The organism is Streptosporangium sp. NPDC002544 (assembly GCF_040295965.1).
GTDB lineage: Bacteria > Actinomycetota > Actinomycetes > Streptosporangiales > Streptosporangiaceae > Streptosporangium.
The window spans coordinates 22,571-47,172 of record NZ_JBEOWJ010000033.1 but is presented as its reverse complement, the minus strand read 5'-3'; the positions used below and the strand labels follow the sequence as shown (position 1 = coordinate 47,172).

At 69.6% G+C, this 24,602-nt stretch carries 24 protein-coding genes and 1 pseudogene; 11 read left to right on the top strand and 14 right to left on the bottom strand.

Features of this window, described 5'->3' with window-relative positions; translation table 11 throughout:
- Window positions 1-315 precede the first annotated feature (315 nt).
- Window positions 316-1,941, bottom strand: coding sequence for a chaperonin GroEL (groL, locus tag ABT061_RS37110; protein WP_350926949.1), 1,626 nt, complete (start codon window positions 1,939-1,941; stop codon window positions 316-318).
- Between the two features lie 220 nt (window positions 1,942-2,161).
- Here groL and ABT061_RS37105 point away from each other — a divergent pair, with 220 nt between their 5' ends.
- On the top strand, window positions 2,162-2,776 hold the full coding sequence (locus tag ABT061_RS37105) for a TetR/AcrR family transcriptional regulator (RefSeq protein ID WP_350926947.1): 615 nt from the start codon (window positions 2,162-2,164) through the stop codon (window positions 2,774-2,776).
- Window positions 2,777-2,934: 158 nt separating this feature from the next.
- On the opposite strand, the gene ABT061_RS37100 is transcribed toward ABT061_RS37105, so the two are convergent.
- From ABT061_RS37100 to ABT061_RS37080, 5 genes are all read right to left on the bottom strand, one after another.
- Window positions 2,935-4,467 carry a long-chain-fatty-acid--CoA ligase gene (locus ABT061_RS37100; RefSeq protein WP_350926945.1) on the bottom strand — a complete coding sequence of 511 codons (1,533 nt, stop codon included), beginning with the start codon at window positions 4,465-4,467 and terminating at the stop codon, window positions 2,935-2,937.
- Between the two features lie 113 nt (window positions 4,468-4,580).
- Entirely contained in the window at window positions 4,581-5,390 is an 810-nt protein-coding gene (locus ABT061_RS37095; RefSeq protein WP_350926943.1) for a helix-turn-helix transcriptional regulator, read from the bottom strand.
- Between the two features lie 155 nt (window positions 5,391-5,545).
- Window positions 5,546-7,117 (bottom strand): ABC transporter permease, encoded by a 1,572-nt coding sequence (locus tag ABT061_RS37090; protein ID WP_350926941.1) that lies wholly within the window; start codon window positions 7,115-7,117, stop codon window positions 5,546-5,548.
- Window positions 7,114-8,004, bottom strand: a complete 891-nt coding sequence (locus tag ABT061_RS37085) for an ABC transporter ATP-binding protein (protein ID WP_350926939.1) — start codon at window positions 8,002-8,004, stop codon at window positions 7,114-7,116. The genes ABT061_RS37090 and ABT061_RS37085 overlap by 4 nt, the downstream gene beginning before the upstream one ends.
- Window positions 8,001-8,636 carry a TetR/AcrR family transcriptional regulator gene (locus ABT061_RS37080; protein ID WP_350926937.1) on the bottom strand — a complete coding sequence of 212 codons (636 nt, stop codon included), beginning with the start codon at window positions 8,634-8,636 and terminating at the stop codon, window positions 8,001-8,003. The genes ABT061_RS37085 and ABT061_RS37080 overlap by 4 nt, the downstream gene beginning before the upstream one ends.
- 29 nt (window positions 8,637-8,665) lie before the next feature.
- Between ABT061_RS37080 and ABT061_RS37075 the strand changes: the two genes are divergently transcribed.
- Entirely contained in the window at window positions 8,666-8,941 is a 276-nt protein-coding gene (locus ABT061_RS37075; protein ID WP_350926935.1) for a hypothetical protein, read from the top strand.
- Between the two features lie 41 nt (window positions 8,942-8,982).
- Here ABT061_RS37075 and ABT061_RS37070 read toward each other — a convergent pair whose 3' ends face one another.
- From ABT061_RS37070 to ABT061_RS37050, 5 genes are all read right to left on the bottom strand, one after another.
- Window positions 8,983-10,062, bottom strand: a complete 1,080-nt coding sequence (locus tag ABT061_RS37070) for a threonine aldolase family protein (protein WP_350926933.1) — start codon at window positions 10,060-10,062, stop codon at window positions 8,983-8,985.
- Between the two features lie 18 nt (window positions 10,063-10,080).
- The gene (locus ABT061_RS37065; RefSeq protein ID WP_350926931.1) at window positions 10,081-10,656 is read right to left on the bottom strand and encodes a helix-turn-helix domain-containing protein; all 576 of its coding nucleotides are present in this window, start codon (window positions 10,654-10,656) and stop codon (window positions 10,081-10,083) included.
- Complete coding sequence (locus tag ABT061_RS37060; RefSeq protein ID WP_350926929.1) at window positions 10,656-11,378, bottom strand: alanyl-tRNA editing protein; 723 nt, start codon at window positions 11,376-11,378, stop codon at window positions 10,656-10,658. Before ABT061_RS37060 ends, ABT061_RS37065 begins: the two co-directional genes overlap by 1 nt.
- Window positions 11,379-11,468: 90 nt before the next feature.
- Entirely contained in the window at window positions 11,469-11,603 is a 135-nt protein-coding gene (locus ABT061_RS37055) for a hypothetical protein (RefSeq protein ID WP_350926927.1), read from the bottom strand.
- A gap of 19 nt (window positions 11,604-11,622) precedes the next feature.
- The gene (locus tag ABT061_RS37050; protein ID WP_350926925.1) at window positions 11,623-12,246 is read right to left on the bottom strand and encodes a TetR/AcrR family transcriptional regulator; all 624 of its coding nucleotides are present in this window, start codon (window positions 12,244-12,246) and stop codon (window positions 11,623-11,625) included.
- Between the two features lie 159 nt (window positions 12,247-12,405).
- Here ABT061_RS37050 and ABT061_RS37045 point away from each other — a divergent pair, with 159 nt between their 5' ends.
- From ABT061_RS37045 to ABT061_RS37035, 3 genes are all read left to right on the top strand, one after another.
- The gene (locus ABT061_RS37045) at window positions 12,406-13,140 is read left to right on the top strand and encodes an NAD(P)-dependent oxidoreductase (protein ID WP_350926923.1); all 735 of its coding nucleotides are present in this window, start codon (window positions 12,406-12,408) and stop codon (window positions 13,138-13,140) included.
- 223 nt (window positions 13,141-13,363) lie between these two features.
- Window positions 13,364-14,086, top strand: coding sequence for a DUF4386 domain-containing protein (locus ABT061_RS37040; RefSeq protein ID WP_350926921.1), 723 nt, complete (start codon window positions 13,364-13,366; stop codon window positions 14,084-14,086).
- Between the two features lie 219 nt (window positions 14,087-14,305).
- Window positions 14,306-15,061, top strand: a complete 756-nt coding sequence (locus tag ABT061_RS37035; RefSeq protein ID WP_350926919.1) for a helical backbone metal receptor — start codon at window positions 14,306-14,308, stop codon at window positions 15,059-15,061.
- Window positions 15,062-15,133: 72 nt separating this feature from the next.
- On the opposite strand, the gene ABT061_RS37030 is transcribed toward ABT061_RS37035, so the two are convergent.
- Window positions 15,134-15,604 carry a hypothetical protein gene (locus ABT061_RS37030; protein ID WP_350926917.1) on the bottom strand — a complete coding sequence of 157 codons (471 nt, stop codon included), beginning with the start codon at window positions 15,602-15,604 and terminating at the stop codon, window positions 15,134-15,136.
- Between the two features lie 190 nt (window positions 15,605-15,794).
- On the opposite strand from ABT061_RS37030, the gene trpM reads away from it, so the two are divergent.
- The 6 genes and pseudogenes from trpM (at window position 15,795) to ABT061_RS37005 (ending at window position 21,522) form a co-directional block, all read left to right on the top strand.
- A complete protein-coding gene (gene trpM, locus ABT061_RS48450; RefSeq protein WP_502991563.1) occupies window positions 15,795-15,959 on the top strand; it encodes a tryptophan biosynthesis modulator TrpM in 165 nt (54 codons plus the stop codon).
- A 245-nt stretch (window positions 15,960-16,204) separates the two neighbouring features.
- Window positions 16,205-17,092, top strand: a pseudogene (trpB, locus tag ABT061_RS37025) (tryptophan synthase subunit beta); the annotation flags it as partial.
- Window positions 17,089-17,901, top strand: coding sequence for a tryptophan synthase subunit alpha (trpA, locus tag ABT061_RS37020; protein WP_350926915.1), 813 nt, complete (start codon window positions 17,089-17,091; stop codon window positions 17,899-17,901). The pseudogene trpB and the gene trpA, both read left to right, overlap by 4 nt.
- A gap of 695 nt (window positions 17,902-18,596) precedes the next feature.
- Window positions 18,597-19,166, top strand: coding sequence for a TetR/AcrR family transcriptional regulator (locus tag ABT061_RS37015; protein WP_350926913.1), 570 nt, complete (start codon window positions 18,597-18,599; stop codon window positions 19,164-19,166).
- Window positions 19,167-19,236: 70 nt separating this feature from the next.
- A complete protein-coding gene (locus tag ABT061_RS37010) occupies window positions 19,237-20,412 on the top strand; it encodes a GDSL-type esterase/lipase family protein (RefSeq protein ID WP_350926911.1) in 1,176 nt (391 codons plus the stop codon).
- A 126-nt stretch (window positions 20,413-20,538) separates the two neighbouring features.
- Window positions 20,539-21,522 carry a DUF2804 domain-containing protein gene (locus ABT061_RS37005; RefSeq protein WP_350926909.1) on the top strand — a complete coding sequence of 328 codons (984 nt, stop codon included), beginning with the start codon at window positions 20,539-20,541 and terminating at the stop codon, window positions 21,520-21,522.
- A gap of 24 nt (window positions 21,523-21,546) precedes the next feature.
- Here the strand turns inward: ABT061_RS37005 and ABT061_RS37000 are convergent, their stop codons facing one another.
- Window positions 21,547-23,295 (bottom strand): glycoside hydrolase family 2 protein, encoded by a 1,749-nt coding sequence (locus ABT061_RS37000; RefSeq protein WP_350926907.1) that lies wholly within the window; start codon window positions 23,293-23,295, stop codon window positions 21,547-21,549.
- On the bottom strand, window positions 23,292-24,581 hold the full coding sequence (locus ABT061_RS36995; protein WP_350926905.1) for an MFS transporter: 1,290 nt from the start codon (window positions 24,579-24,581) through the stop codon (window positions 23,292-23,294). The genes ABT061_RS37000 and ABT061_RS36995 overlap by 4 nt, the downstream gene beginning before the upstream one ends.
- Window positions 24,582-24,602: the final 21 nt, after the last annotated feature.

The following is a 24,602-nucleotide window of genomic DNA, read 5'->3' as shown; positions in this document are numbered from 1 at the left end:
AGGGGCCTCCATGTGTGGTTTTGTGCGGGTAGGACATGCGAGGGGATGCGGGCTGGGGCAGGCCGCGCTCTCGTGCGGCATCCGAAACAGCGTCCTGTCGCGCGGCGGGAGGTCGTGACGCTGCCACAGGGATTCGATCCGGTGCCGGTCGATGACCTCGGCCTGCGACGGCTCTCGACCACGACGGGCCGGTCCTGGTGGGGCTGTCGATGCCGAGCGTTCATGGCACGTATCCCCGATGCACATCGACGAGCCGGTCCCAAAGGCTGGGAAATCCGCCGACCCGTGTCCGCGACGCACAGGTTGAAGATCAGGTTAGAAGTCCATGTCGCCGCCGCCGGGCATGGCGGGGGCGGCTCCGGCCTTCTCGGGCTTCTCGGCGATGACGGCCTCGGTGGTGAGGAACAGCGCCGCGATGGAGGCGGCGTTCTGCAGAGCCGAGCGCGTCACCTTGGCCGGGTCGATGATGCCTGCCTCGAACAGGTTGACGTACTCGCCGGTGGCGGCGTTGAGACCCTCACCCGCGGGAAGGTTGCGTACCCGCTCGACCACGACGCCGCCCTCGAGGCCGGCGTTGACGGCGATCTGCTTCAGCGGCTCCTCCAGGGCCTTGCGCACGATGGCGGCGCCGGTGGCCTCGTCGCCGGAGAGCTCCAGCTTGTCGAAGGAGTTGGCGCCGGCCTGCAGCAGGGCCACGCCACCGCCGGGGACGATGCCCTCCTCGACGGCCGCCTTCGCGTTGCGAACGGCGTCCTCGATGCGGTGCTTGCGTTCCTTGAGCTCGACCTCGGTCGCCGCGCCGGCCTTGATGACGGCCACGCCGCCGGCCAGCTTGGCCAGGCGCTCCTGGAGCTTCTCGCGGTCGTAGTCGGAGTCGGTGTTGTCGATCTCGGCGCGGATCTGGTTGACCCGGCCGGCGATCTGCTCGGCGTCACCGGCACCGTCGACGATGGTGGTCTCGTCCTTGGTGACGATGACCTGGCGGGCACGGCCGAGCTGGTCCAGCGTGGTGGACTCCAGCCTGAGGCCGACCTCCTCGCTGATGACCTGGGCACCGGTCAGGATGCCGATGTCGCCCAGCATGGCCTTGCGGCGGTCACCGAAGCCCGGAGCCTTGACCGCGACCGACCGGAAGACGCCCTTCATCTTGTTGACGATCAGGGTGGCCAGGGCCTCACCCTCGATGTCCTCGGCGATGGCCAGCAGCGGCTTGCCGGTCTGCACGACCTTGTCGAGGACCGGGAGCAGGTCCCTGTTGGCGGAGAGCCTGCCGCTCACGATCAGCACGTATGGATCGTCCAGGACCGCTTCGAGCCGGTCGGAGTCGGTGATGAACAGCGGGGCGATGTATCCCTTGTCGAAGCGCATGCCCTCGGTGAGCTCAAGCTCCAGGCCGAAGGTGTTGCTCTCCTCGACGGTGATGACACCTTCCTTGCCGACCTTGTCCATCGCCTCGGCGATCATCTCGCCGATTTCGGGGTCGGCGGCGGAGATGGAGGCGGTGGAGGCGATCTGCGCCTTGGTCTCCACGTCCTTGGCCAGCTTGGACAGCTCCTCCGAGACACGCTCGACGGCGGCCTCGATGCCCTTCTTCAGGGACATCGGGTTGGCGCCGGCGGCCACGTTGCGCAGGCCCTCACGCACCAGGGCCTGAGCGAGCACGGTGGCGGTGGTGGTGCCGTCACCGGCGACGTCGTCGGTCTTCTTGGCGACCTCCTTGACGAGCTCGGCGCCGATCTTCTCCCACGGGTCCTCGAGCTCGATCTCCTTGGCGATGGAGACACCATCGTTGGTGATGGTGGGGGCGCCCCACTTCTTCTCCAGAACGACATTGCGGCCCTTGGGCCCCAAGGTCACCTTGACGGCGTCGGCGAGCTGGTTCATGCCGCGCTCGAGAGCGCGCCGGGCGTCCTCGTCGAACGCGATCATCTTCGAAGCCATTCTCTCTCCTGCTCTTGATGGGGGCTTGCCGGGACGGCGCCCGCGACGGACGGCCTGCCGGGCAGGTGGACGACCTGCCCGGCGGACCTCGTCGTCCCGGCACACGCCCTTGTGGTTGGCACTCTCCAGGTGTGAGTGCCAGGCGTCCCGCCGCACTCTACCCAAAACTTGCGTGACACGCACCTAGTGCGCATCACGCAGTATCGGATAGGGTTGACCCATGAACGACGACGCGCCGGACCTTCGGTCGCGCAACAGGCAGGCCACCCGGGAGGCGATCAGCCACGCCGCGCTGCGCCTGGCCATCGAGCAGGGCCCTCACGGGCTGGCCCTGGTGCGCGTCCATGACATCGCCACGGCCGCGGGCGTCTCCCCCCGCACCTACAACAACTACTTCTCCAGCAGGGCGGAGGCGATCTGCGCCTTCCAGGCCGACCAGTCCACGCGCGCGGGGCAGGCACTGCGCTCCCGGCCCGCCGGCGAACCGCTGGACCAGGCCGTCATCGCGGCCGTGATCGAGCTCTACACCAACCCCGAGCCCGACAGAGCCGGCCTGCGCATGATCATGTCGACGCCCGAACTGGAGGGCGAGGCGCTGAAGGCGTTCACCATGGCGGAGGGCCCGCTGGCCGAGGCGATCGCGGCGCGCACCGGCACCGACCCCGGACGCGACCTGTTTCCCGCCGTCACGGCCGCCGCGATCGCCGGCGCCATCCGCGTGGCGGGGCGGCACTGGCTCGAACCCGGCAACCCCGAATCCTTCGCCACCACCCTGCGCCGCGCCCTGACCTGTGTCTTCCCCACCGCGCCACCCCAAGGCCCGCAGGATCAGTGACCAGCATGTGAGATATCGCCCATCGGTCAGCCGGGCGTCGGCGTGGGACATGCAGACCTCCGGATGTGGTGAAGACAGGCGTCTCCCCCACATCCGGAGGTCTGCGTATTGATCAACTACCAGCTACGGTGTGTCACCGACCTGATGGCCGAGTACACCTAGCGCAGCTCGCGCTTGAGGATCTTGCCGGTCGCCGTCATCGGCAGGCTCTCGCGGAACTCGATGATCCGCGGGTACTTGTAGGCCGCCATGTTCTCCTTGCACCAGGCGACGAGCTCGTCCTCGCTCACCGTCGCGCCCGGCGCCGGGATGACGTAAGCCTTGACCTCCTCGCCGTGCGAGTCGTGGGGCACGCCGACCACCGCCACCAGCGAGACCGCCGGGTGCGTCATCAGCACCTCCTCCAGCTCGCGCGGGTAGACGTTGAAGCCGCCCCGGATGATCATGTCCTTCGTGCGGTCGATGATGGCGTAGTAGCCGTCTTCATCGCGAGTGGCGATGTCACCGGTGCGGAACCAGCCGCCCCGCATGACCTCCTCGGTGGCCTCGGGCCGCCCGTAGTAGCCCTTCATGACGTTGTGCCCGCGGATGGCGATCTCGCCGGGGCCCTCGCCCTCGATGGTGTTCCAGCCGTCGTCCACCAGCCGCATCTGCACGCCCCAGATGGGGAAGCCGATGGTGCCGGGCCTGGTGGGCCGCCCGAGCTGGTTGAAGCTGGCCACCGGGGAGGTCTCCGACAGGCCGTAGCCCTCCAGGATCGGGATGCCGAAGGTGCCCTCGAAGTCCTTGAGCACCTCGATCGGGCAGGAGGCCCCACCCGCCACCGCCACCCGCAGCGTCGAGGGCGCCTCGGCCCCATCGGCGTGGATCTTCGACAGCAGCGCCCAGAACATCGTCGGCACCCCGGCGAACATCGTCACCTTCTCCCTGCGCATGAGCTCCAGCGCCTCGCCGGGCTCGAAGCGCGGCTGGAGCACGAGGGTAGCGCGACGGCGCACGCTCACATTCATGACTGCGGTCTGGCCGAAGGAGTGGAAGAGTGGCAGCACGGCGAATGAGACGTCGCCCTCGGGGTCGGTGGGGAACATCTCGTCGCTGACGATGGTGTTGGTCAGCATGTTCATGTGGGTCAGCACGGCGCCCTTGGGCTGACCGGTGGTGCCGGAGGTGTAGAGGATGGCCGCGGTGTCGTCCGGCTCGGTCTGCACCGTCTCGAACTCCCCGGACATGCCGCCCAGCGCCGCCCAGAACGATTCGCCGTGCTCCGACTCGGTGGCCAGCGGTGTGGCGGGCAGGACGAAGAAGAGCTCGCAGCCCTCGGCGGCGTCGAAGGCCTCCCGCCCGCGCGCGCCCATGGGCAGCTCGGAGCCCTCGAAGCAGAAGAGCGCCTTGGCGTCGCTGTCGGTCAGGTGGTAGGCGATCTCGCGCGGCTGCAGCAGCACATTGAGCGGGACCACAATCGCCCCGGCCTTGAGGATGCCGAAGTAGACGAAGGGGAAGTAGGGCAGGTTCGGGCAGAGCAGTGCGACCTTGTCGCCCTTGCCGATCCCCCTGGCCGTCAGGAGGTTGGCCACCTGGTTCGCGATGGAGTTCACCATGGAGTACGGCAGACGCAGGTCGCCGAAGACCAGGGCGGTGCGGCCTGGAGCATTGCGGGCGCTGTCTTCCAGAATGATCGACAGATTGAGCATCGCGACCTTTTCCTCGGGGGTTCGAATACCTGCCCTGGCTGCGTCTCGGGAGACGTTCGTACGTCCCAAGGATGCGGCGCCGATGCGGTCAGGGCTTGTACGAACGTGTCGATTCAAGGCAGCCAGTCGATGGCGGCGGCCAGCGTGGAGGGGGCGGTCCCGAAGTTGCGCCTGAAGACCCGGGTGAAATGTGACCCGTCGGTGAATCCGGCGCTGTGGGCGGCCATCGTCAACGTCTCTCCTGCGGCTACCAGCCTGATCGCATGCTGAATGCGCTGCCAGCGCACATAGGGTCGCAGTGGAATGCCTACGTGTGCGCTGAACAGATGCGCCAACCGGCTTGGAGACAGGTGCACCGCGGCCGCAACCACGCCAAGGCGCACCGGCCCCTCGATCAGGAGAGTGGGGATCACGGCTATCGCCATCTCCACCGCCGGGTGAATCGGGATTTCTTCGGCACTACGTTGGCCCGTCCAGTCCTCGACGATCTTCAGGGCGGCCGCGGCCTCGACGGAGTGTTCGTGGCCGTTCGAGGGTTTCGCGAACGTGAGCGGCGCCGCCACCTGGCGGTGTCTCGGGCTCGGGCCGGCCTGCGTGAGGTGAGGGAAGGGCGGACCCCAGGTCGAGGCGTTGACCCCCGCACCCGAATGGGTGAGAAGGGAACGGCCTGGCGAACTGCCGGGTTCGAGTTGAGCCAGCAGGGCCCCGCGAGCTCCCGTGAGTATGGCGTGGCCGGTGTCGGGGGGAATGACCGCGGTCCGGGTGGTCAGCCGCTGGCCATGAACGTCGGCCACGGTGAAGGGCTCTGCGGAGACGATCAGGTGGACCGCATGGTGTGCGTGCAGCTGGGTCGTACCGATGGTTCCGCCGTACAGCAGGACGCCAGGGCGGAGTAAACACCAGCCGCGCCAGAGATGCGACATCACGCCTCCTTCTCCGGATGAGTTCGTCTCAACCTCTGATCGTCGCGGCGGAAGCCCTTTTCGTGAAGGTGCCGATCTCGGGCTCCGCTGCGCCGGCCAGGAGTTCCGGCATCTTTGGTCACGCGTTCGGCCTGCCCGGTGCGCCAGGAACGGCTTCAGGTGGAAGGCGCCAGGTCGCGGCGGCGCAGGAACGCCAGCCCCGCCGCCGTCAAGGTTCCCGCCACCACGGTCAGTCCAAGCAGCGGCACCACCGGTGACGAGGCGCCGCCCAGCAGCATCGCCGGTACATGCACGAACGGCGACAGCTCCAGGACGAATCCGCCGGCCAGCTTGAACTCCGCCAGCAGGTCCACGAGCAGGAAGAGGCCGAGCACGGTCCAGCTCACGGCGGTCGCCAGCCGGGGCAGCACGCCGAACAGCAGCGTCGTGATCCCGACCACGGTCCAGACAGCGGGGAGGTAGGCCAGCGTGGCGGCGGTGACGCGGGCCATGTCGCCGTCGTAGCTGAGACCCGCCGCCGCACCCAGCGCGGCCAGCAGCAGCGCGGGGCCCGCGATGGCGAACGTCAGGTGGCTCAACCCCCAACGCAGCCGGTCGACCGGGGTGGACAGCAACAGCTCCGCCCGGCCCGCCGCCTCCTCCCCACGGGCCCGCAGCGCCGACACCAGCGCCGCTGCGGCGACGAGCTGGCTGAGCACGTACATCACGAAGGTGAAGAACACATCCGAGATGCGGGCGTCGGCGCCGCCGACGGTCGCGGCCAGCTCCCGGAACTGCGGCGTGTCCAACTGGGTGTCCAGCCCGCGCGCCGCCACGCCGAGCAGCGCGCCCATCAGGCCGAAACCGATCGCGAAGCCCGCGAGCGTGCCCCGGTGCAGGCGAGCGGCCAGGCCGAACGAGCCCGACAGCGCCCCGGCAGCGGGTCCGGGGCGAGCGGGAACCAGGCCGCCGGCCACGTCACGCCGCGTGGACAACGCGAACGCGGCCGCGGCCAGAGCGGCGACGAACACCGCGATCAGCCCCAGCACCCACCACTGATCGCCGGCGTAGGGCTTGGTCAGCCGGACCCAGCCGAACGGCGACAGCCATGCCAGCCATGGGATGCCGCCGGCGTCGGCCAGCGAACGCAGCGCGAACAGCAGGCCGCCGGCGGCGATCGCGATGCCGCGTGCTGTACCGGATGCGGCGGTGAGCTGCGCGGTGACGGCGGCCACGGCCGCGAACGCCCAGCCGCCCGCGGCGATGGAGAGCCCGAACAGCAGGGAGGAGCCCGCGGGCAGGCCGTTGCCGACCAGGGCGGGTACCGCCAGCAGGCCCAGCAGCAGGTTGGCGGTGAGCACGACCGCGAGCGCGGCGGCCAGCGGGGCGTGGCGGCCGACGACGCCCGAGGAAAGCAGCTCTCGTCGGCCGGTCTCCTCCTCACCCCTGGTGTGCCTGATCATCACCAGGATGCTGATCAGCCCGCCGATCAGCGCGAGGGACGAGCCGAGCGTCCAGGCGGTCAGGCCACCGACGCTCGCGTCGTAGATGGGGCCGCGGGTGGCCAACTGCGCGGGATTGCTCATTGAGGCCGCCGCGAAGGAGTCGCGGGCGGCCTGGTCGGTGTACAGGGCCGTGGTGGAGGAGGCGATGCCGGCCGGCAGCACCGCGCTGATCGCGATCCACACCAGGAGCGGCACCCGATCCCTGCGCACGATGAGCCGGATCAGTGTCCAGGTGCCGGTCATCTCGTGGCTCCCTCGTAGTGGCGCAGGAACAGCTCCTCCAGCGTCGGCGGGTGGGTGGTGAGCGTGCGCACGCCGGCCCGGGCCAGTTCGGCGAGCACCGGCGTGAGCGCGTCGCCGTCCACCTGGCAGCGCAACCGGGTGCCGTCCACGGCGAGGTCGTGCACGCCGGACAGCGTGGCCAGGCCGGGCGCGGGCCCGATCAGCTCGGCTCTCACCGAGGTACGGGTGAGATGACGCAGGTCGGCCAGGCTGCCGGATTCGACGGTACGGCCGGCGCGGATGATGCTCACGCGGTCGCACAACGCCTCCACCTCCGACAAGATGTGGCTGGACAGCAGCACGGTGCGGCCGCTGCGCTTCTCTTGCAGGACGCACTCGTTGAAGAGCGTCTCCATCAGCGGGTCAAGGCCTGAGGTCGGCTCGTCGAGCACCAGCAGCTCCACGTCGGAGGCGAAAGCGGCCACCAGCGCCACCTTCTGCCGGTTGCCTTTGGAGTAGGTGCGGCATTTCTTGCGCGGGTCGAGCTCGAAGCGCTCCAGCAGCTCGGCGCGTCGCCCGGGGTCGAGGCCGCCGCGTACCCTGCCCAGCAGGTCGATGACCTCGCCGCCGGTCAGCGACGGCCACAGCGTGACGTCGCCGGGCACGTAGGCAAGTCTTCGGTGCAGTTCTGTGGCGTCCTGCCAGGGATCGCCGCCGAGTAACTCGACCCGGCCGCCGTCGGCGCGCATCTGGCCCAGCAGGATACGGATCGTGGTGGTTTTGCCCGCGCCGTTGGGGCCGAGGAAGCCGTGCACCTCGCCCGTCTTGACGGTGAGGTCGAGCCCGGCCAGGGCCCGGGTCTGGCCGAAGGTCTTGATCAGGCCGTCCGTGCGCACTGTGGCGTTCACTGTTGTCCCTCGAACTTCTCCAGGCCCGTCCGCGCCTGCTCGAACAGTTCGCGGCCGAGGAATTCCGGTCTGATCAGGTCGAGCTGGGCCTTGCCGACGCGCAGCGCGCCCTGCGGGGCGTAAAGGTCCGTGCCGAGCGCACGGGAGACATGCTCGTGCAGCACGGTGATGCCCAGCTTCATCGCCGTCAGCAGGGTCGCGCGGGCGCGGTGGTCGGCCTCGGAGTGGTCGCCGCGGGCCAGATTGTCCTCTGTCACGCTCACGAGCTCGTCGAACATGGCGGCGGCTCCGGGCGAGCCGTCCACGAGCGCCCGGCCAAGGTATTTCATCAGCGGCGGCGCGGTCCGATGGACGGTCTCGATGAATTCCGGCCTTTCCAGGTTGCGGCCGGTGACGCCCACACCGACCTGCTCGCGAACATAACTGAGGACATAGGCGTCGCAAGCCTGTCTCAGCTCCTCCTTGGTGCCGAAATGGTGCTGCACCAGACCGGGCGAGACGCCGGCCGCTTCGGCGATCCCGCGGATCGTGGTGGCCTTGACTCCCTGCTCGGCGAACAAGGCCATCGCGACATCGCGGATGCGGGCGCGCGCCGTCAGATCCCCTTCAGATATTGGTCGCATGTCCGGCATGCTATACCTATGTATTGGAAGCCGGTCAAGTGTACAGTTCGGGTGCGGCGGACATCGTCGTCGCGGCCTACGAAGCCGGTGAGCCGGCCGAGCGGCCCCGCCCGGTCGGTGTCCTCGCCCGGCTCGCCGAGGCGCGCCCGCCGCAGACGACCAAGCACCTGCAGTCCCTTGAGCGCACCGGCCGGCGCCGCGTCTACGCACTCCAACCCGGTCCCCCTTGGTGGCGGTGCGGCTCTCCACGGTCCATGACGGGCCGGGCGAAGTCCAGCACGCCGACGAACCGGCTCGACCACCTGGCTCTGTGAGAAACCACAGCCCTGGCGAGCGGCATCCATCGGCCCCGGGCTCACCCGCATGTCCCAGGCGTGCGGGTGTGACGGCGGACCGCGTCGAGGAGCTGGTCGATGTCATCGGCGCTGTGGGAGAAGGCGGTGACGAACCGGACGATCCCCGGCTCCCAGCGGTCGTGGTAGAAGGCGTAGCCCTCGGCGAGGAGTCCTTCGGTGACCTGCTGGGGCAGGCGGCAGAAGAGGATGTTGGCCTGCGGCGTGGCCAGAAGGCCGGTGCCGGGAATGGCCTTGAGGCCGTCGCCGAGCCGGGTGGCCATCGCGTTGGCCTGGCGGGCATTGCACAACCACAGGCCGTCGGTGAGGTACGCGTCGATCTGGACCGCGTGAAAGCGCATCTTGGAGGCGAGCTGGCCGGCGCGCTTGGCGCGGAAGGCGAGCTCGGTGGCGAGCGCGGGGTCGAAGGAGACGATGGCGTCGGCGGTCATCGCGCCGTTCTTGGTGGCGCCGAAGGACAGGACGTCGATGCCGGCCTTCCAGGTCATCTCGGCCGGGGTGGCGCCGAGATGGTCCAAGGCGTTGGCAAAGCGCGCGCCGTCCATGTGGACGCGCAGTCCTGCGTCCTTGGCGATGGCGGACAGGCGGCGGATCTCCTCCAGGGTGTAGACGCTGCCGCTCTCGGTGGCCTGGCTGATGCTCACCGCGGACGGCTGCACGCTGTGCACGTCACCGGCCCGGCGGCGCACCGCCGCCTGCAGCGCTTCGGGGGCGATCTTGCTGTCGGGGCCTGGGACACCGACGAGCTTGGCGCCGTTGGTGAAGAACTCCGGAGCGCCGCATTCGTCGTGGTTGATGTGGCTGTCGGGCTGAGAGAGCACGCTGCCCCACGGCGGGGTGAGGGCGGCCAGGCTCAGGCCGTTGGCGGCGGACCCGGTGGAGACCGGGAAGACATCGACGTCCCGCTCGAAGATCTCGCTGAGCCTGCGGCGGGCGCTGTCGGTGAAGGGATCTTTGCCGTACGGCAGGACCTGACCGGCGGCCGCGTCGGCGACGGCCTGGGCTATCTGCGGGGATGCCCCGGCCATGTTGTCGCTGATGAAGGCACGGCCGGAGGGGGTGACGGCGACGGTGGTGCTCATGACTGGTCTTCCTTGGTCTCAGCTGCTGATGGGGGAGGCGAAGACGACGGTGATGTCCACCTCCTCGGCGCCGGTGCGGTAGAAGTGCGGGGCGTCCCCGGCGAAGGCGAGCATGTCGCCGGGGCCCAGATCCCGCGGGGCGTCGACGGGGCCGGCGGTGACGTGCCCGGTGGCGATGAGCAGGTGCTCGATCGTGCCGGTGGCGTGCGGGACGCCGGGCAGCTCGGTCTCGGGCGGAATGCGCAGCCGCCAGATCTCCAGGCTGTTGCCGCTGCTGATGCGGCGCAGCAGTTCCCGGGAGACCTCGCCGGGCTCGATGTCCGTGCCGGGCCGGAAGACCGGCCCGGTGTCGGCGTCACGCGCCAGCAGGTCGGCGATCGGGATGCGCAGGGCGATCGCGATCGCATCCAGGGTGTCGATCGTCGGATTGCCGTTGCCGGCCTCCAACTGCGACAGCGTGGCCTTGCTCAGCCCGGCGCGCCGGGCCATCTCCGCGGCGCTCATGCCGCGCTGCTGGCGGCGCAAGCGGATCTTCGCGCCGACCGCGGCTGCGGTACTGCTCACCGGCTGGCGGCCGGACGGCAGGGGCGTCATCAGCGGCTCCTGTGCGTTGCGGTGTAGGACACGCGGATGCGGCCCTTCTTGGCCTTCAGCGTCGGCAGCACCACTTCTGCCAGGTTGCCGAGGCTGCGCACGTGCGTGCCCCCGCACGGCGCGGCGTGCAGCGCGTCCAGGTGCACCACGCGCCGCCCGTCGGCGAGGCACCGTGCGAAGACCGGCAGATCGTCAGCGACCGCGGCCGCCGCCGCGGCGCGCAGCGCGGCGGTCACCTCCTCCCGCCCTTCCGGGTCGGCCAGTCGCGTGTCCGTCTGGGGCGCCTGGAACTCGATGCGTGCCTGACCGGGGAAATGGTTGCTGCCGACCATCTCCCACCCCTGCATCCGCCCGACCGCTTCGACGAGGTGTCCGGCCGTGTGCAGCGCAGCGTGAGCTGTCCGGGTCTGAAGGTCGATCCGGGCTCGCACCTTCTGCCCCTCGGCGAGGGGCAGAAGGCTGCCGCCCTCGGGCGCCATCGCCACGACCAGTCCCGACTCACGGCTTCGGACCGGGATGATCTCCGTGTCCGCCAGCCACCCTCGGTCGGCGGGCTGGCCCCCGCCCTGCGGATGGAACAGGCAGTGCTCGACGGCCGCCCATGGCGTCCCGTCCCTCTCGCCGACCGCGATCACCCGCGTATCGACCTGCTCCAGGTAGGTGTCATCGAGATAGGCGCTGACCTGTGCGCCTACCCGAAGGGTCTCGATTGAATGAACCATACGTTCACTATACCGAACTATCGAGATAGTGAACCTAGCGTTCGTTTTAGTGAACGCCTCCGATCAAGGGGAGGCGATTGCGCACGCTGCTCATCCCGGAAAGTGACCACCGCCGCAGTAAATGCCGGGTTTGAGGATCGCACGCAACTCGCGGGCGGTCAGCGGCCGGCCGTCGATGCGCCGGCCGCCGGGCTCGGAGTTCTCGAGGTCCTCGATGCCGCTCACCCCCTGATCCACTGACGGGTTACCGCCAGCTTTCGCGCTGTCGCTGCAGTCCGTCGAGGATCAGGTCGAGTCCGACGTCGAACTCCTCGGTGTACGCGTAACCAGCCTTCAGGGCGCGATCGGCGATCATCTCGGCGAGGTGCGGGAACTCGTCGCGGGGCAGCCGCTTCAGGATCGAGCCCGCCACGTCCTCGAGGCCAACGGATGATGTGAAGGGCAGGCTGAGCTCCTGGAGCGTGAACCCGTAGATGTAGCTGTCCAGCACCGAGAACGCGTGTGCCGCGCCGGCGATCGAGAAGCCGCCCGCTCGCAGGCAGCCGATTGCCGCGTTGTGATGGCGCAGCGTCGCGTGGCCGGGGTTCGTCCGTGAGTCCATCAGCCGGATCGCCCACGGGTGGCGGATCAGTGCGCCGCGCATCGAGACTGCCCGCCGTCGCATCGCGGCCCGCCAGTCGACGTCGTCCGGCGGGAGCTCGATCTCGCCGAAGACGAGGTCGACCATGCCGTCGAGGATCAAGTCTTTGTTGCGGAAGTGGTGGTACAGCGACATGGCCTCGACGCCGAGCCGCTCGGCGAGCCTGCGCATGCTCGGCACACCGGTGCCGGCCTCGTCCGCCAGCGCGACCGCAGTGCGAAGCACCATCTCCTTACTGAGGTTGCGGCGGGGCGCAGGCGTTCCGGCTGTCTCGGTGTCCACAAGGTACTCCTGCCTGGTCTGCTTGGACGGCTTGACAACCTTACACCGCAAGGCTCTACCCTTACAGCGTAAGTGTAGAGGTGACGGCGGGCAGAGGAGAGGGTCGTGGAACCGATCGGTCCAGACGGAACCAGGAAGCCGGGCACGGGCAAGAGAGTGTGCATCGTCGGCGCGTCCGGGAAGCTCGGGCACTACATGGTGCAGCACGCATTGGACCGGGGGTACGAGGTCGTGGGCGTCTGCCGAGAGCAGAGCGTGACCAAGCTCGCCGAGTTCGAGGGACGGATCACGGTGATCCCCGGAGCGACCGACGCTCCTGCGGTCATCGCCCGGGCGGTGAACGGATGCGACGCCGTGCTCACGGTGCTGGTGCCCTGGGGGAGGAACCACTACGCCTCCGGTACGGCCCAGGCTGTGCTCGACCACGCCCGTCCGGGCGCCCGTTTGGTGTTCTCCTGCGGCTGGCACATCACCCGCGACGGGAAGGACGTGTACACCCGGAAGTTCAAGCTGTACGCGGCCGTGTTCGGGCGACTGGCGAAGCTTGCCCGTGTCGTGGACGTGGACGACCAGGTGGAGGCGTGCCGGAGGATCTTTGCCAGTGACACCCGCTGGACGGTCGTGCGTGGCAGCGACCTGGAGGAGGGCGACAGTCAGGGCCTGCCGGTGTGGAGCCGGCACGTGGGTGATCCCGTCCTCGCGAGCAACCTGACCCGCCGAGTGGACTACGCCCGTTTCATGGTCGAGGCGGTGGAGAACGACGCCCTCGTCCACGAGGCCCCGGCCATCGTCGGCCGGCTGACCCCATCGGCCCTCGCCCACGCCGGCAATCCGGCGTGAGCGTCCGGCTCGCGCGTCACGCAGGGGTCTCGCCGGGAAGCCCGGGCGAGGTACGTCCAGGAATCTTCGCCCCAGGCCGGTCCGCACAGGGCGTTGGACTCGCGGAACCGATGTTCACGAACTGGCTGTTCGCCGGAGCCGTACGAATCCCCGGATCCGACGCGCGTTCCCGCCACAGCCAGATTCGGCCGGCCGGGCCCGTACCCCGAGAAAGGACCACACCGTGACCGCGCCGAAGACGCTCGCGAGGATCGCGGGATCCCTCTACCTGATCGTCGCCGGGCTCACCAGCTTCGCCGGGCTGGTGAACACGCGCATCGCCGAGTCAGGGGACGCAGCGGCCACGGCCGACAACATCGACACCTCGGCCACCCTGTTTCGCATCGGCTTCGCCAGCGAGCTGGTGGGAGCCACGGCCTTCCTGCTGACGGGCATGGCCCTGTATCTGCTGCTCAAGCATGTCAACCAGATGGCCGCCGCCGCGATGGTCACCTTCGTCGCGGTCAGCGTCGCGATCCAGAGCATGAGCCTGCTCAACCAACATGCGGCGCTGACGATCGCCACCGGCCAGGTCTACACCGGTGCCTTCGGCCCGACAGGTTCCGACCAGCTGACTCTGCTGTTCGCCGGCCTGCAACGCGACGGGTACCTCATCGCCCAGACGTACTTCGGCCTGTGGCTGCTGCCGCTGGGTTACCTGGTCGTCAAGTCGGGCTACTTCCCCAAGGTGCTGGGCGTGCTGCTGGTGATCGGATGCTTCGGCCACCTCGTGGACGTGTTCGCGCGCTTCCTCGCCCCCGGCTTCGGTGCAGACATCTCACTGTTCGCCCTGACTCCTGCGGCGGTCGCGGAACTTTCGTTCATCGCATGGCTGCTGGTCAAGGCCGTGCGGGTGCCCGAACCCGACACGCGGGTCACCGCCGTCGCCCACTCCGGCCCTAGTTGAGTGCGCGGCTGACCGTTCACGGTCGGCAACCGCACCACTGAGGTACCCGGCTTCCGTGAAGAGCGGAACTGTGCCACCACTCCCGTTCGTCACCCTGGGCGGGGGCAGCGGCCGTCACAGGCGGTGGGACTGTCGAAATATGTCGCGGTAAAGTGACTTCTTTCAGGCGCTCGCTGAAAGTCGGGTCGGTTCCGCTTTCGTAAACGGAGGACATCGGTGATGTTCGACGATCTCGGCGTTCCTCTCGCGCCGCGCGGCGACGTATGCCGCGTGGTGTCGCTCGTGCCCTCGCTCACCGAGTCACTCGCCGAGACCGCCCCCGAACTACTGGTCGGCGCGACGGATTGGTGCACCCACCCGGCAGGCCTGGCGGTGCGGCGGATCGGAGGTACCAAGAACCCCGACCTGGCCGCGGTCGCCGGGCTGCGGCCGGACCTCGTGCTGGCCAACGAAGAGGAGAACCGCGCCGCAGACCTGGAGGCGCTGCGCTCGGCCGGGGTGGCGGTCTGGGTGACCAGGATCCGCACCCTGGAGGAGGCCTTCGCCTCCCTGCGGCGGATGCTCACGATCGCCTGTGCCCTGCCCGAGCCGGATTGGCTCACCGCCGCGGAGCGAGCGTGGTCGGCTCCGCCGGTCGGCGAGGTGCGGAGGGCGGTGATCCCCATCTGGCGTAAACCCTGGATGGTCCTCGGCCGCGACACCTTCGCGGGCGATGTGCTGCTCAAGCTGGGCATTCACAACCTCTACGTCGACCATCCCGAGCGCTACCCGAAGATCGCTCTGGCCGAACTGCTGGCGGCGGGCGCCGACCTCGTCGTCCTGCCCGACGAGCCCTACCGTTTCACCGAACGCGACGGTCCCGGCTTCTTCCCCTCAATACCGGCCGCGCTGGTCAGTGGCCGGCACCTGACCTGGTACGGACCGTCCCTGCTCCAGGCTCCCGGAGTGCTGAGAGCCGCTCTGAATTCACAATGAGCCGGAACACCGCGGATAGACCATGACACCGCGCCCGCCCCTCTGGGCGGACGCGGCGGGAACGGGAGCCGTCTAGACGATGGAGCGGATGGAGCCGGTCCAGAGGCCGGCGGCCTTCTGGTAGACCGTGAACAACTCGCGGTCGAAGTACGGTGAGACGCCGGTGTCGTACCGGTTGTCGCCATCGGTGTCGGAAACGCTGATCGTGATGCCGTTGAGATAGCCGGTGCGGGTGTCGTCCGTGTACTGGGTCAGCCACGAGGAGCCGAGAGAGCCTTCACCGGTGAACGGGGAGTCCACCCCGATGGGCCGGTCCGCGGGGAAGCCCGTGACCTTCATCGCGAACGTCGATCCGGTCGACCGTTCGAGGCTCTCGCCCGGGTAGGGACGACTGCCGTCGGGCTCGGGGCCGGCGGGGTAGCCGAGGACGTCGACCGTGGGCGCGAGCGGCTGGTTGAACGCGACTCCCTGGCCGCCGACGTTGTCGACCAGCCTTCCGCTCGGCGTCCACCCGGACCTGAGCAGGCCACCGAGCATCTCCACCGGGGCCCACCGTACGGCGCGCAAAATCCACGGCCCGCGCCAGAGAACGCAGTCGAGTCCCGGCAGTCAGCAGGATGGCGAGGTCGCCTGAAACAAGCAGGTCACCGAGCTCTTCTCATCCTGAGTAGCGGCCCTCTTCGATGAGTTGCAGGACGAGGACGGCCTGCACGAGTGCGGTTAGGCTTCAGTCATGCCCATTGCCGCCCGCCTTGCCGCTGGTTGCCGCCCTCGCGGCTGCCGGGCGCCTGCGCGGCGCGTGCACGGCCGCCGGGTGCGGTACGTGATTGGCTCCGATCCTGGTCAGGTCAACGGGATGCGATGGCCTTACGCGCCGCGCATTGCGCGGGGTGTCTGAGGGGATTTCTTCTCCCCCACCCCGCCCTTCCCGAAACCGGGGCGCTGCCCCAGATCTCCAGGCATGCCCTTCGGCAGTGGCCTCAGACGCCGGCCGGGCTGCTTGTGGGCTCACGCCTTTCAGGAAGGGGCGAGGTGGGGAAAAGGCCCGTCCACCCCGCCGCGCGGATACATGTTCCGTGACCATCACAAGCCAGACATCCGGGGCGTATGCCCCGGCGTAGGAGCATGTCGCATGTCCAGTGAATTCTTCATCCCGGCGCCGGCTCGCACGGCGTCGCCACCGCAACGGCCTGTGCGCTGTTCGGTCTCGAATGCACCGTCTACATGGGCGAGATCGACACCGAGCGGCAGGCGCTCAACGTCGCCCGGATGTGGATGCTCGGTGCCGAGGTCATCCCGGTCAAGTCCGGTTCCCGCACGCTCAAGGACGCCATCAACGAGGCGTTCAGGGACTGGGTCGCGAACGTCGACCGGACGCACTACGTCTTCGGCACGGCTGCGGGACCGCATCCCTTCCCAGGCATGGTGCGCGACTTTCACCGCGTCATTGGCGTAGAGGCCCGCCGCCAGATCCTGGAGCGGGCCGGGCGGATGCCGGACGCGGCCATCGCCTGCGTCGGCGGCGGGTCGAACGCACTCGGTCTCTTCCACGGCTTCCTTCCCGACAGCGGCGTACGTCTCATCGGCTGCGAGGCCGCCGGGCACGGCGTGGAGAGCGGTGAGCACGCGGCCTCGCTGTCCGCGGGCGAGCCGGGCATCCTGCACGGTTCGCGGTCGTATGTCCTGCAGGACGAGGAGGGCCAGATCACCGAGCCCTGCTCGATCTCGGCCGGTCTGGACTATCCGGGCATCGGGCCCGAGCACGCGTATCTGAGGGACATCTGCCGCGCCGAGTACCGCCCGGTCACCGACGATGAGGCGATGCAGGCGTTTCGGCTGCTTTCGCGGACCGAGGGCATCATCCCGGCGATCGAGAGCGCGCATGCGCTCGCCGGAGCCCTCGAAATCGGCAAGGAGCTCGGTAAGGACGGGCTGATCATCGTCAACCTGTCCGGGCGCGGCGACAAGGACATGGACACGGCCGCCCGTTACTTCGGGCTGCACGACGCCGCCGAAGGGGAGTCGAAGTGAGTGGCAACATCCAGCTGTTGAGCGACACCCTCGCCCAGGCCAGGTCCGAGGGCCGCGCCGCGCTCATCGCCTACTTCCCGGCCGGCTTCCCGACCGTCGACGGTGGCATCGAGGCGGTCAAGGCGGTCCTCGAATCCGGCGCGGACGTCGTCGAGGTCGGCCTGCCGCACAGCGACCCGGTACTCGACGGGCCGGTCGTCCAGACCGCCGACGACATCGCCCTGCGCGGCGGCCTCAAGATCGCCGACGTGATGCGCACCGTCCGCGAGGCACACGCCGCCACGGGCAAGCCCGTCCTGGTGATGACGTACTGGAACCCAATCGACCGCTACGGCATCGAACGCTTCACCACCGAGCTCGCCGAGGCCGGCGGCGCGGGCTGCATCCTGTCCGACCTGCCCGTCCAGGAATCCGCGACCTGGCGCGAGCACGCCGAGAAGCAAGGCTTGGCCACCGTCTTCGTCGTCGCGCCGAGCAGCAAGGACAAGCGGCTGAAGGAGATCACCGCGGCCGGTTCGGGATTCGTGTACGCCGCCTCGCTGATGGGGGTCACCGGCACCCGCGCCTCCGCCGGAGAGGCCGCGGTCGCCCTGGTGCGTCGCACCAGGGCGACCACCGAACTCCCGGTCTGCGTCGGCATCGGCGTCTCCGACGCCGAGCAGGCCGCCGAGGTCGCGGGCTTCGCGGACGGTGTGATCGTCGGTTCCGCCCTCGTCAAGGCGATGCTCGACGCACCCGACGAGGCGGCCGGGCTCGCGGCGGTCCGGGCGCTCACAGCCGAGCTCGCCAAGGGTGTGCGCAGGGGTTAGCAGAGTCCTGGTCAGGCTCTGCGCCGCGCTGTGGTGGCACGGTCATTGCGGGCGACGGCCAGCGGTGCGCTGCAGGTGCTTCAGCCGTTACCGGGAGAAGAGCACCAGCGTCAAAGGCGAAAGCATCGGCCTGTGGTACTCCGGAAAGGCCCACCGCCACCTCGGTGGTGTGTCGTTGTGGATTTTCGGTCATGCCGGTGACACTGGGGATCACGAAGGAGTCGGTCACCGCAAAGCCGTCACGCACCTTCCCCTACGTGCCTTCCGCCTCCTGAAACTCCACGGATCTTTCGGCGCAGGCACCGGCACCGGCACCGAGCAGGAGGGGGATGAGGGCTGAGTCGCGGAGGCCACGGCGATCGGTGGCATCCGGCTCAAAGGCCGTGCACCTGTCTCCAAACCGGGCTGCGGCTCTTCGGCCGGCCCCGGGCCGCGACCACCCCGGGGCCGCGAACAGCTCAGTCCAGGTCAGCCGCACTGATCACCATGAGGACAACGAGTGTGCGTGGTGGTCTTCCAGCCCAGCTACTTGGCGACCGGCTTCACATGGTCACTCAGGGCTTCGCCTCACCCTTGGGCAGTTCACGACGCGGTACGGATCTCCTGCTCAGTCGGCGGATTCGTGAACGACAGGCCAATTTGCCTAAAGGTATTAGGCAAATACATAATGGGTGTCGCTAGATGGGAGGAAGGTTATGGTTCGAGCAGGACTGACCACGGAACGCCTGACCCGGGCGGGGGCGGAACTGGCCGACGAGGTCGGCTTCGACCAGGTGACCGTCTCGGCGCTCGCCCGGCGGTTCGACGTCAAGGTCGCGAGTCTGTACTCGCACCTGAAGAACTCCCAGGACCTCAAGACCAGGATCGCCCTGTTCGCCCTGGAGGAACTCGCCGACCGGGTCGCCGCCGCCCTGGCCGGGCGCGCCGGCAAGGATGCCCTGGCCGCCTTCGCGAACGTCTACCGCGACTACGCCCGGGAGCACCCCGGCCGCTACGCCGCCGCCCAGCTCAGGCTCGACCCCAAGACGGCGGCCGCCAGCGCCGGTGTCAGGCATGCGCAGATGACGCGGGCGATCCTGCGCGGCTACGACCTGACGGAGCCGGACCAGACGCACGCGGTCCGGATGCTGGGCAGCGTCTTCCATGGCTACGTCAGCCTGGAGATGGGCGGAGGCTTCAGCCATACCGCAGTCGATCCGCAGGAATCCTGGTCCTGGATCGTGGATTCCCTCGACGCCCTGCTGCGGAACTGGACCGCACCCTGACCATCAGGGGGCCGCGCCGCGCACCGGCGCATCCGAACAATCCGAAAATCTTGATCAACAGGCTGAGGCAATGAACACCGAGCACGACTGGATCACCACACCCGTCACCGCGGACATCCTGCGCGGCGTCCTCGACGTGGAACGCACGGCGCACGGCCTGCTGCCGCACCGACTGCCCGCTCGGGCCCGTCGGCAGATCCCTGACGACCAACTGGCCGTGGCCGAGGCCCAGTCGTCCGGCGTGCGGTTGGCCTTCCGCACCCGGGCCACCGTCATCGAACTGGACACGCTGCCCACCAAGAGGGCCTACCGAGGTCTCCCGACCCCGGCGGACGGCGTATACGACCTGCTGGTCGACGGCCGTCTCACTGCCCAGGCCACGGTGACCGGCGGTAAGGTCCGCACGATCGACATGGCCACCCAGTCCGTCGAACTGCGCGAAGGGCCTCACGGCACCGCCCGGTTCACCGGTCTGCCCGCGCGTGACAAGGACGTCGAGATCTGGCTTCCTCATACCGAGATCACCGAGCTGATCGCCCTGCGCACCGACGCCCCGGTCGAGCCTGCGCCGAACAGCGGGCGCAGGGTGTGGCTGCACCACGGCAGTTCCATCAGCCACGGCTCGAACGCCACCCACCCGACCGCCATCTGGCCGGCCCTGGCCGCCGCCCAGGGCGGAGTGGAACTGGTCAATCTGGGATTCGGCGGCAGCGCGCTGCTCGACCCGTTCACCGCCCGCGCGATGCGGGACACCCCCGCGGACCTGATCAGCGTCAAGATCGGCATCAATGTCGTCAACACCGACGTGATGCGCCTGCGCGCCTTCACCCCTGCGGCCCATGGCTTCCTCGACACCATCCGCGAGGGGCATCCGACCACGCCGCTGCTGGTCGTGTCCTCCATCCTGTGCCCGGTCCAGGAGGACACCCCCGGCCCCCTCGCGCCCGACTTCGACGGCGGGACCTTGCGGTTCAAGGCCACGGGCGACCCGGCCGAACGCGCCACCGGGCGTCTGACGCTCAACGTCATCCGCGACGAACTCGCCCGGATCGTCGAACAGCGGGCGGCTGACGACCCGAACCTGCACTACCTCGACGGCCGCGACCTTTACGGCGAGACGGACTACGCCGAACTGCCGCTGCCCGACGAGGTCCACCCTGACCCCGCAGGACACCGCCGCATCGGCGAGAACTTCGCGCGGCTCGCGTTCGGCGCCGGCGGCCCGTTCGCCACCAGGACCGGCTGACCAGAATCGCGGCCGTGCTCACCCCTCCCCCGCTGGGCTGGTCCGACGGGGAGGCCGCACCGGTGGTGCCCGCGCGCCGCGTGCCCCGGGGTGGGAGCCCCGGCCGTGCGCCACTACCCTCTGGCTATGCCGACCCACGAGCGGGAGATCACCGCCCCCGTCGATCTGTGCCTGCCCGACGGACGCCTCAACCCCGACGCGGTCGGCTGGAGCAGGCGCCCGCTGCACCGCGCGAACCTGCGCGGCTGGGGCAGGACCAAACGCTGGGAGTACTGGGGCATCGTCACCCCCGGCCACATCGTCGGGCTGGTGGCCTCGTCGCTCGACTACGCGGGCGTGCACGGCGTCTACGTGCTCGACCGCGCGACCGGCGTGGAGATCACCAAGGACGTGGTCGTGCCGCTGGCGCGCGGCGCGGTGCTACCGGACCGCAGCGGCGCGGGCCGGGCGTCGGTACGCGGTCCGGGCCTGCGCATCGACATCGACCAGCGCCCCGAGGGCACCTCGCTGCGGGCCGCCGTGCCCGGGGTGCGGCTCGACGTGGAGGTGCCGCTGCCCCAGGGGCACGAGTCGCTCGGCGTGGTCGTCCCGTGGAGCGCCCGGAGGTTCCAGTACACGGTCAAGGACGTCGGCAGGCCGGTGCGCGGCACGCTGACCGTCGGGGGGACCCGACACGTCCTCGACGAGGCGACCTCCTTCGCGGTGCTCGACCACGGACGGGGCCGCTGGCCGTACTCGATCACCTGGAACTGGGCGGCGGGCAGCGCGCCGGGGCGGGCGATCCAGCTCGGCGGCAAGTGGACCGACGGCACCCGCTCGACGGAGAACGCGCTGTTCGTCGACGGGCGGATGCACAAGATCGGCGATGAACTGGCCTGGGTGTACGACCGGCGCGACTGGATGCGGCCCTGGCGGATGAGCGGTCCCGGGGTGGAGGTGGTCCTCCACCCGTTCCACGAGAAGATCTCGCGTACCGAACTGGGTGTGGTGGGCAGCGAGACCCACCAGTGCTTCGGCCACTTCTCCGGCCGCGCCCGGACCGACGAGGGCGAATGGGTCGACCTCGACGGTCTGGTCGGCTGGGCCGAGGAGGCACGCCAGCGCTGGTGAGGACCGGGCCGGCGGCGGCGGGGTTCAGCCCAGCCGAAGCCGCCCGTTGACGGTCCGCACCAGTTCGGCGGGGAGTTTGAGCACCTCGCGGTCGTAGGTGAGCAGGCCGTTCAGCTCGTCCTCGACGTCGGAGAGCTGGGTGTAGACGGTCGCGCTCAGGCCGCGCGGCACGGCGGGCACGATCTGCCGGTAGTGCAGCCGGGCGAACGCGCCGCCGAGCTGCGCCGCCGTACGGCATCTGCGGTAGCCGAACTCGCGGTCGTTGAAGCTGTGGCCCTCGACGCGCAGCGAGTAGCCGCCGTACTCCGACAGGACCAGCGCCCGCCCGTCGCGCCCGGCGGGCGGGCGGAAACGGCGGAAGTACACGTGCAGGCTCCGCAGGTCGCCCGCGCCCTGGTCGTGCCACCCGCTCGCGTGGTCGACCGTCCGGGTGGGGTCGAGCGCGGTGAGCTCCCCGGCGGCGCCCGCCGCGTCGAACTGGCCCCAGCCCTCGTTGAACGGCACCCACACGGCCAGGCCCACCACGTTGCGCAGCAGCTCGACGGTCTCCCGCAGCTCGGCTGCGAACCGCTCACGGCCCTCGGCGTCGCCGCGCCCGAACCACCGGTGGCGGCGGTCGTCGAGGCGCAGCGGTGTCAGCACCGGCGCGGTGATCACCAGCGGGTGATAGCGGCCGCCGCCGTTCACCATGTCCTGCCAGACGAGCATGCCGAGCCGGTCGCAGTGGTGGTACCAGCGCATCGGCTCGATCTTGATGTGCTTGCGCAGCATGTTGAAGCCGAGCCGCTTCATGGTCTCGATGTCGCAGACCATGGCCTCGTCGGAGGGCGGCGTGTACAGGCCGTCGGGCCAGTAGCCCTGGTCCAGGACCCCGGCGTGGAAGTAGGGGCGTCCGTTGAGCAGCAGCCTGGGCACGCCGTCCGCGTCGCGCCCGACACCGAAGGAGCGCATGCCGACGTAGCCGCGTACGCCGTCGGCCCCGAGACGCACCGACACGTCGTACAGATACGGGTCCTCGGGGCTCCACGGGCGGACGTCCGGGATCGGGATCCGCACCGGCACGCCCGCGTCCGCCTCGACGGACGCGACCACCTCACCGTCGGCGAGGATATCGACGGCGGCCCGCCCCGAGGCGGCGTGCACCGTCACCTCGACGCACGAGGCGTCCAGGTGCGGGACGAGCGTGAGCCGCTCCACGTGTACGGCGGGCACGCACTCGGCCCACACGGTCTGCCAGATGCCCGACTGGGCGGTGTACCAGATGCCGCCCCGGCGCAGCTTTTGCTTGCCGCGCGAGTGGTGCCCGGTGTCGGAGTCGTCCCGCACGGCCACGACCAGCGTGTTAGGGCCCTCGCGCAGGGTGTCGGTGATGTCGCAGGCGAACGGCAGGTAGCCGCCGGTGTGCGTGCCCACCTCGACCCCGTTGAGCAGCACCCGGCAGGTCTGGTCGACCGCGCCGAAGTGCAGCAGCACCCGCCCGCCCGGGACGGCGAACCCGTCGGGCAGGGTGAGCGCGCGCCGGTACCACAGTGTCTGCCCGGGCAGGAGTTGCCGCCCGACACCGGACAGCGGAGCCTCAGGGGAGAACGGCACGATGATGTCGCCGTCGTAGCCGTCGTAGCCGTCGAGGGCCTCGGGCTCGACCGGGGAGACGGCGTAACGCCAGCGGCCGTTGAGGTTGAGGTAGCTGTCGCGGACGAGCTGCGGCCTGGGGTACTCCGGCAGCACGGCCTCGGGGTCGAGGGCCGCGCCCCAGCGGGTCAGCAGGGTCATGCGGTCCCCCTGCGGCGCAGCGCCCGCACCGGTACGGCCATGAACACCACCACGACCGTGGCGGCCAGGAAGATGGCCGGTGAGGGGACTTGTTTGAGCACCCCGAGCTCCTCGTAGTAGGCGTCGGCCCCCTTGATCACGGCGGCGCCCAGGAAGGGACCGACGATCATGGGGATGAGAATCGCGAAGACCATCCGCAGTCCCTGGACGTGACCGGCGCGGTCCGGCGGCGAGTGGTCGCGGACGATCGCCGCGATGGGCGCGAGCACCAGCATGAACCCGGACATCATGACGAGCCCGGCGGCGATCACCGGGATCATCCCGGTCGCGACGGACATCAGCAGCAGACCCGTGCCGTACACGGCGATCGCGGGTGGCAGGAAGCGCACCTTGCCCACCCGGTCGATGAGCGGCCCGCAGGCGACGCTGATCGCCGAGGAGCCGGTCAGCACCACGGCCAGGACGATCGCGTACCCCTCGATGTTCAGGTATCGCTGCAGGTAGATGATCAGGTAGGGCAGGAAGACCTGGGTGGAGATCCCCCAGATCGTCCACGCGGCCAGGGCCAGGTAGAGGACGGGGTTGGCCCGTATCGCGCTCGGCCGCAGCCCGTGCACGAGTGAGGCCAGGTAGGCGCCCTCCTGGCGTACCGGGTCCGGGCGGTCGCGCACGAGCACCCAGGAGACGGCTCCGACCACGACGATGATCGCCCCGATGAGCACGAAGAACAGCCGCCACTCCCCCGCGCGGGTCAGCGAGTCGAACCCGCCGAAGACGGCCAGCATCGACACCAACGGCATGATCGCCAGCACCGACTCCACCCGGCCCCGGTTCGCCGGGCGGGTCACGTCGGTCACCCACGCCTGGAAGGCCGCGTCGTTCGCCCCGGCGCCGAGGAACGACATCACGCAGTCCAGCGCGATGACCGCGACCACCGTGGCCGTGACGGCTCCGGCCGCCGGGGCGACGGCCGCGACCGCGTCGACGGTGACGAAGCCGAAGGCCGCCGTGGCCAGCCCCCACAGCACGTATCCGGCGGCGATGAAGGAGCGGCGGCGTCCCGCCCGGTCGGAGAGCGCGCCGACCAGCAGGGTGGCCACCGTCGCGGTCGCCGCGCTGGCGGCGACCATGGTGGCGATGGCGCCGGGGTCGTCGCTGACGGTGTCGTAGAGGAACACGTTCAGGTACATGTTCTCGACGGTCCATGCCACCTGTCCGGCGAAGCCGAGCACGATCAGAGCCGTCCACGAACGTCCGCCCAGCTTGGCGGCGATCTCTGTGGTCACGGCGAGAGACTACAGGGGGTT

Coding starts and splice junctions, on each gene's coding strand:
- ABT061_RS37090 (WP_350926941.1), bottom strand. CDS start 7,117: ATGACCGGCACCTGGACACTGATCCGGCTCATCGTGCGCAGGGATCGG.
- groL (WP_350926949.1), bottom strand. CDS start 1,941: ATGGCTTCGAAGATGATCGCGTTCGACGAGGACGCCCGGCGCGCTCTC.
- ABT061_RS37070 (WP_350926933.1), bottom strand. CDS start 10,062: ATGAGCACCACCGTCGCCGTCACCCCCTCCGGCCGTGCCTTCATCAGC.
- ABT061_RS37000 (WP_350926907.1), bottom strand. CDS start 23,295: ATGACCCTGCTGACCCGCTGGGGCGCGGCCCTCGACCCCGAGGCCGTG.
- ABT061_RS37080 (WP_350926937.1), bottom strand. CDS start 8,636: ATGCCGGACATGCGACCAATATCTGAAGGGGATCTGACGGCGCGCGCC.
- ABT061_RS37035 (WP_350926919.1), top strand. CDS start 14,306: ATGTTCGACGATCTCGGCGTTCCTCTCGCGCCGCGCGGCGACGTATGC.
- ABT061_RS37015 (WP_350926913.1), top strand. CDS start 18,597: ATGGTTCGAGCAGGACTGACCACGGAACGCCTGACCCGGGCGGGGGCG.
- ABT061_RS37065 (WP_350926931.1), bottom strand. CDS start 10,656: ATGACGCCCCTGCCGTCCGGCCGCCAGCCGGTGAGCAGTACCGCAGCC.
- trpM (WP_502991563.1), top strand. CDS start 15,795: ATGCCCATTGCCGCCCGCCTTGCCGCTGGTTGCCGCCCTCGCGGCTGC.
- ABT061_RS37095 (WP_350926943.1), bottom strand. CDS start 5,390: ATGTCGCATCTCTGGCGCGGCTGGTGTTTACTCCGCCCTGGCGTCCTG.
- ABT061_RS37005 (WP_350926909.1), top strand. CDS start 20,539: ATGCCGACCCACGAGCGGGAGATCACCGCCCCCGTCGATCTGTGCCTG.
- ABT061_RS37010 (WP_350926911.1), top strand. CDS start 19,237: ATGAACACCGAGCACGACTGGATCACCACACCCGTCACCGCGGACATC.
- ABT061_RS37105 (WP_350926947.1), top strand. CDS start 2,162: ATGAACGACGACGCGCCGGACCTTCGGTCGCGCAACAGGCAGGCCACC.
- ABT061_RS37100 (WP_350926945.1), bottom strand. CDS start 4,467: ATGCTCAATCTGTCGATCATTCTGGAAGACAGCGCCCGCAATGCTCCA.
- ABT061_RS37060 (WP_350926929.1), bottom strand. CDS start 11,378: ATGGTTCATTCAATCGAGACCCTTCGGGTAGGCGCACAGGTCAGCGCC.
- ABT061_RS37050 (WP_350926925.1), bottom strand. CDS start 12,246: ATGGTGCTTCGCACTGCGGTCGCGCTGGCGGACGAGGCCGGCACCGGT.